Source organism: Prevotella koreensis (assembly GCF_003977605.1).
Taxonomy (GTDB): Bacteria; Bacteroidota; Bacteroidia; order Bacteroidales; family Bacteroidaceae; genus Prevotella; species Prevotella koreensis.
On record NZ_RYYU01000001.1, the window covers coordinates 978,147 to 984,563 of the forward strand.

At 43.0% G+C, this 6,417-nt stretch carries 7 protein-coding genes and 1 tRNA gene; 4 read left to right on the forward strand and 4 right to left on the reverse strand.

Annotated elements, in window-relative coordinates:
* Positions 1 to 17: 17 nt before the first annotated feature.
* Positions 18 to 1,010 (reverse strand): AMP-binding protein, encoded by a 993-nt coding sequence (locus EHV08_RS04225; RefSeq protein WP_126678226.1) that lies wholly within the window; start codon positions 1,008 to 1,010, stop codon positions 18 to 20.
* A gap of 126 nt (positions 1,011 to 1,136) precedes the next feature.
* Between EHV08_RS04225 and fmt the strand changes: the two genes are divergently transcribed.
* On the forward strand, positions 1,137 to 2,099 hold the full coding sequence (gene fmt, locus EHV08_RS04230; protein WP_126678227.1) for a methionyl-tRNA formyltransferase: 963 nt from the start codon (positions 1,137 to 1,139) through the stop codon (positions 2,097 to 2,099).
* A gap of 3 nt (positions 2,100 to 2,102) precedes the next feature.
* Here fmt and EHV08_RS04235 read toward each other — a convergent pair whose 3' ends face one another.
* Complete coding sequence (locus tag EHV08_RS04235) at positions 2,103 to 3,887, reverse strand: chloride channel protein (RefSeq protein WP_126678228.1); 1,785 nt, start codon at positions 3,885 to 3,887, stop codon at positions 2,103 to 2,105.
* A 12-nt stretch (positions 3,888 to 3,899) separates the two neighbouring features.
* A complete protein-coding gene (locus EHV08_RS04240; protein ID WP_126678229.1) occupies positions 3,900 to 4,469 on the reverse strand; it encodes an L-threonylcarbamoyladenylate synthase in 570 nt (189 codons plus the stop codon).
* Positions 4,470 to 4,710: 241 nt separating this feature from the next.
* Here EHV08_RS04240 and EHV08_RS04245 point away from each other — a divergent pair.
* The 3 genes from EHV08_RS04245 (at position 4,711) to EHV08_RS11620 (ending at position 5,918) form a co-directional block, all read left to right on the forward strand.
* A tRNA-Phe gene (locus EHV08_RS04245) sits at positions 4,711 to 4,783 on the forward strand.
* A 240-nt stretch (positions 4,784 to 5,023) separates the two neighbouring features.
* Complete coding sequence (locus tag EHV08_RS04250; RefSeq protein WP_126678230.1) at positions 5,024 to 5,374, forward strand: ISAon1 family transposase N-terminal region protein; 351 nt, start codon at positions 5,024 to 5,026, stop codon at positions 5,372 to 5,374.
* Positions 5,375 to 5,534: 160 nt separating this feature from the next.
* The gene (locus EHV08_RS11620) at positions 5,535 to 5,918 is read left to right on the forward strand and encodes a transposase (RefSeq protein ID WP_238988002.1); all 384 of its coding nucleotides are present in this window, start codon (positions 5,535 to 5,537) and stop codon (positions 5,916 to 5,918) included.
* Here the strand turns inward: EHV08_RS11620 and EHV08_RS11625 are convergent.
* A partial coding sequence (locus EHV08_RS11625) for an IS982 family transposase (RefSeq protein ID WP_238988003.1) occupies positions 5,898 to 6,417 on the reverse strand: 520 nt, incomplete at its 5' end. The two genes, EHV08_RS11620 and EHV08_RS11625, sit on opposite strands and share 21 nt — an antisense overlap.

The following is a 6,417-nucleotide window of genomic DNA, read 5'->3' on the forward strand; positions in this document are numbered from 1 at the left end:
ACGAAATCATATTATTCCTATTTATAATCGTTATAACACAATTCCTTTTTATCCAAGTCAACAACTATACCTCTACGCACTTTCATCGTTTCTGTTCTTGGCAACTTTTCTATAACAATATAATGACGAGGCTGCCAATATTTCGGAAGTATCTCCGTGCAAACAGTACGAGCCTTACCAACAATTGCATCATCGCAGGCTTCTATCACCATAACAACCGCCTCTCCAAACTTCTCATCATGGCACTTAGTTATCATGAATGGCCGGGAGAAAGCGGTTGCAATTATACGCTCCACCTCCTCAGCATGAATCTTTATCCCACCCGAACAAATAACATTGTCCTTACGACCGAGAATACGGAACTGCCTACCTTCGGCAGAAAACTCGGCAATATCGTTGGTCTTCATATTGAATGCACCTGTTGCTTCATCTGTGACAACAAGGCAACCATCATCGGCAAGCGATAACGAAACCTGCCTAAGCGGCTCATACCACAGACTCTTCCCCACCCTCCTCAACGCTATATGTGAGAGTGTTTCGGTCATTCCGTATGAACTCCAAGCACGACATGGCATTGCAGACAACTCTTTCTCTAAATCATTATTGATTGCACCGCCACCTATCAGGAGATTGCCTATATCTGCAACACGTTTCCTCGTATCATCATTGCGTAACGAGTTCCACACCTGCATCGGAACCATAGCAATAAAATCATATCGCCCACAACACCGTGCCAACGGATTGCTACAAGGCTCAACAATATCAAGTCGCAAGCCTCGTTCTATCGCTCTGACAGCCATCATCTTACCTGCAATATAGTCAAGACTCATGCACAGCAATGCCCTGTCGTTGTGATTAAGCCCAAAGAAATCATTTGTACGGCGAGCAGAAGCCAACATCCGACTCTTTCTCACCATCATCTTCTTAGGTTCTCCCGTAGACCCGCTTGTCTGAACTTCTATACATTCATTATCATTATTCCACTCTTCGTAGAATTGTTCTATACCCATAATTCGTTTGGTATTCACCATTTTTCATTGTAAGTGCAAAAATACTAATTAATAATTGAAAAGAATTAGTTTCACAATGATTTTATGTACCTTTGCAACGATTTTACATCATAAAAAAAGGAACTGATGAAGAAAGAAGAACTTAGAATAGTATTCATGGGTACACCGGAGTTTGCTGTAGGTACGCTTAGTGCATTGGTTGAGAATGGATATAATGTCGTGTGCGTTGTTACACAGCCGGACAAACCTGTAGGACGACATCATGACACGCTACAACCGCCTGCCGTAAAGGTTTATGCCACTGAACATGGCATACCGGTGCTACAACCTGTAAAGATGAAGGATGAGAATTTCATTAAAGAACTTAATACTTACAGTCCCGACCTGCAAGTGGTGGTAGCATTCCGTATGCTCCCCGAAACAGTATGGGCACTCCCGCGCTTCGGCACTTTCAATGTTCATGCCGCACTGTTACCGCAATATCGTGGTGCAGCACCCATTAACTGGGCTATCATAAACGGCGAGAAGAAAACCGGAGTAACAACATTCTTCCTCGACCACGACATTGATACCGGAAGAATCATTATGCAAAGAGAAATCGCAGTCGGACCGGAAGATAATGTAGAAACGGTTTATAACCATCTCATGAAACTCGGTGCCGAGATTGCTATTGACACTATCGACAAAATCATAGAAGGAAACGGTTATGTAGAGAGCATGCCACAAGAACAAATGATAGAGAGTGTAGGAAAACTGCATGATGCCCCGAAACTATTTAAAGAAAATTGTAAAATAGATTGGAATAAGAGAGCACAGCAGGTTCATGATTTCATACGCGGTCTGTCTCCAATACCTGGAGCATGGGCTCAATTCGGCAATGATGGTAAACAGACAATAAAAATATACGACTCGCGAACCACAAACATACCCACAGAGAAACCGGCAGGCACTTTCTTTCAGCACAACGGACGACTCATGGTATCGGCCGGTGGAGAGATGCTCGAACTGGTACAAGTACAACTTAGCGGCAAAAAGAGAATGTCTGCCAAAGATTTCCTGAACGGAACAAGAACAAGTATTATTGAGTAAAGATTATTCTGCCGACATGTCTGCAACCATTTGCCTATACTGACTATATATATGTGCACGTTCAACATATCCTTTCAGATTTCCGAGAGAATCTACTACAGGTAGCATTGAGGCATCGGTGCTATCGAATTTTTTCATCACCTCGTCCATAGGGTCATTGTCTCCAAGCACAGCAGGAGGTTCAGTCATAAGTTGCGACACGCGGAAATGTCCATATAGTTCTGTACGGAACACAATGTGTCTGATCTTGGTAACGTCAATCTCACCCAACAAATGCCCGGCCTCGTCCACAACAGGAACTATGCTCATGCGGCTGCGACTTATGAAATGAATAAGTTTTCCAAGTTCCATATCAGGCGAAACGGTTGTCACCTCACGCTCTATCACACTGTCAAGACTCATCAGCGTGAGCACGGCACGGTCGGTGTTATGAGTTATAAGTTTACCTTGACGTGCAAGTCGCATGCCGTATATACTGTGTGGTTCGAAAATAATGATTGTCAGATAAGAACATATACAGACTATCATCAACGGAATGAACATAGCGTAACCTCCCGTGAGTTCGGCAATAAGGAATATTCCTGTAAGCGGGGCATGCATAACGCCGGTCATAACTCCTGCCATACCAAGAAGAGTAAAGTTTTTCTCCGGCACATAAATCCCTATCTGATACATATTCCAAACACGTGAAAAAAGGAATCCACCAAACGCTCCCATGAATAATGATGGTGCAAACGTACCACCACAACCTCCTCCACCGTTTGTTGCAGTTGTTGCAAAAACCTTGGTAAACACCACAAGACCGACATAAAGCACAAGCATGTCGCTATGTCCGTAGAATAATGAGTTGTTCATTATCGTCTGCCAATCAGCCTCGGTCTTTCCGTTAAGCAGTATGTCAATGCTGCTATATCCCTCGCCGAAAAGTGTCGGAAAAAGGAATATCAGCAATGATAGAACCACTCCACCAAGTGCCAAACGCGCCAAATGATTCTTTCCGAGACGCTCAAATATTCCTTCAAACATATTAGACGCACGTATGAACCAAAGACTGAAAAGTCCGCAACACACACCAAGAAGTATTGTTGCAGGTACTCTTTCGAGCATCCAATTGCCGTCAAGACAGAAATTGAAAAGCGATGCAGAACCGGTAAAAATATATGTGAAGCACGTGGCTGTTACACTCGCGATAAGTATTGGGAGAAGAGAGGCCATGGTCAAATCAACCATCAATACCTCAAGAGTGAAAACAAGGCCTGCTATCGGTGCTTTGAAGACCCCGGCTATTGCTGCAGATGCGCCACATCCCACAAGCAGCATCATCGTTTTGTTGTCCATGCGGAACAGTTTACCGAGATTACTGCCGATTGCCGAACCGGTGAGAACTATAGGAGCCTCGGCACCGACACTACCACCAAAACCTATGGTAATGGCCGACGCTACTACCGAACTCCAACAGTTATGCCCTTTTATCCTGCTTTTCTTGGAACTTATCGCGTATAATATCCGCGTTATGCCATGCCCGATGTCGTCACGCACGATATAACGCACGAAAAGCGAAGTGAGATAGATTCCAACAACAGGCAAGACAAGATACATCCAGTTGAAAGAAGTAATATCAAATCCGGCAGTTAGCAATAACTGTATCTCGGATATAATCCAATGTAGAACATAGCCTGCCACTGCAGCAAGAAAACCAACTACAAAACTTAGCAATAGCGTAAACTGACGGTCACTAATATGTCGCCCACGCCATTCTACTAACTTCTGCAATACAGCACCGCTCATTCGTTACGATTCCTATTTCCTTATTATTGTAACTTCTCCGTCTTCCTTTATTTTTATTATTGACGAAGGTGTGTGTGGTTTATGCTCCTGTCGCCTTGTGAAGCATACGTAATCGGCCGCCTCTATAAATTCCGGGGCAATGTCTCGGAAATTCTGTGCTGCCGGCTCACCGCTGACATTCACACTCGTTGAAACTATTGGTTTCTGGAATCTGAAACAAAGTTCTTTTGAAAATTCCTCATGAGTTATTCTAATTGCTATGCTCCCGTCCTCAGCAATAAGATTTTGGGCGAGATTGACAGCATTGTCCAGAATCACCGTTGTCGGTTTTTCTGCATATTCCATCAGTTGCCAAGCCACTTCAGGAACATTCCTGACATAGCGTTGCAACCTGACATCCGAATCGACCAAACATATCATGGCCTTAGAATCGTCACGCTGTTTCATTTTATATACCTTTGCAACGGCTTCGGCATTAGTCGCATCACAACCAATACCCCACACCGTATCAGTGGGATAAAGTATCACTCCCCCCTGTTTCATCACATTCACAGCGTTCTGTATATCTTCTTTATGTGTCACCTTATTCTTTATATTTCTCTTTTTATTTACGAACAAACATTCATTTTAACCGCAAAGTTATACGAAAAAAATGGGATAACAAAAAAAAAGAACATATTTTTAAATGACCGATAACCGAAACCCATTCACCCTATTATATCCATCTGTTAAAAAAAGGTAATACAAAACAAAATATAGTAGAGGAATAAGGATTATATGATAAAAAAACGTACCTTTGCACTCGCAAAAAAGAAACATGAATGGTACCATAGCTCAGTTGGTAGAGCAACGGACTGAAAATCCGTGTGTCCCCGGTTCGATTCCTGGTGGTACCACCTCCTCCTTTCACCCGCCCCTGTATCAGAGTTCGCTCGATGCAGGGGCACTCTTTTAAAAGAAGCAGTCACCATATTCTTGGGCTCAGTAGGAACTCTCATTGCTCTTTTGAAGTTATATGCCGCCGCTGCCAACATTATATTTATAGCATCTCCTTTCACACCTTTATAAAAGTTGGGCTCAACGGATAATTCCGGTTGTTGAGCCGATATTCAAGAATAAAGAGTTACCTTTGTATCATGAAATCAGATAAACTCCTTCGTGCTATCCTTCCGGATGTACTGATCGGCAACTTTGATGTTGTTAATTTTGAGAAGACAGATGTTAGTTTCGATATTTGGCTTGATGAGAAGAAAGTCCAAATGCGTGATGATAAGAAAAACAGTTCTATTATCTCTCATGGCTTTGGTGAATATCGCACCATCCGTGATTTTCCCATTCGTGGCCGTTCGACTTTTCTTCACGTTCGTAAGCGCAAATGGCTCGATAAGGATAGTGGCGAGATATTCAGTTATGAGTGGGAACTCTCTGAACACGATGAAACACGTCTTAATGCGGAGTTCGTTGCTTTTTTAAAAGAAGGAGATTGAAACCACGCCTGTTAGCATCTGTGTTCTTGCAGAGCGTCACGGTCTCAATGGTCAGACATTTCGCAAACAATACAAGGATGTAATCAGTGATTATCACAGTTGGGATCAATTGTCCCATTCGGAAGACTACCTTCTTTTTCCCGAGAACTTTGGTACAGACATGAGCCTTGATGAAACATGCCTGTCCAATGGTGAGGTTTACACCATACTTACCAACAAGGCAGCCCATGGTCGCAAGAATGCTTTGGCCGCCATTGTAAGAGGTATTGCGTCTGATACCGTCTCATCCGTTCTGAAATCAGCGCCTATCAAGCAACGCCGTAAAGTCAGAACCGTTACCACCGACCCCTCATCGGCCATGATGCTTACAGTTAGGAACTCATTCCCACGTGCAACGCTTATCAATGACCGTTTCCATGTCCAAAAACTTTTGACCGAAGCCATTGACCAAATGAGGATAGGCTACCGCCTGGAGGTACTAGATGCGGAGAACAATGAAATAAGACGCCAGTTCGGGATAAGTTTAGTATTTAAACAGTTCTAACTGCCTTGATTTTTCTACATATACAGGCAGTGCTTCCGGCTTATTCTCAAAAAAACAATATGCCGTAAGTGCAGAACATAAGTTCATGATAAAGTTATGTATGGAACGGTGTCGTGAATGTACAAGGTTTGCTTTGTTCTTTAGAAGTTCATTAATGCATTCGATGATATATCTTTTTCTTAGCATAATCTTGTCCCATATAGGCATAAGTTTATTCTTCATTCTTGCTTTAAGTCCATGCACAAGTTGAATACCTTGACTGAACAGATTCTCGAAAAGTTCCTGTTTGATGTATCCTCTGTCAGCAAATACCTTTCCGTAGAGAACCTTTGCAAATACCGTCCACACTCTGCTATCCCTGTCATCTGCGTTTGCTCCTGTAAGACAGAATGTTATCACTTCACCGGAATCATTGCAGAGCAGATGCAGTTTGAATCCATGGCACCAACCCATGGTACCCTTTCCACTCTTGGCGAAACCTGCAAAGACCTTGTTAAAG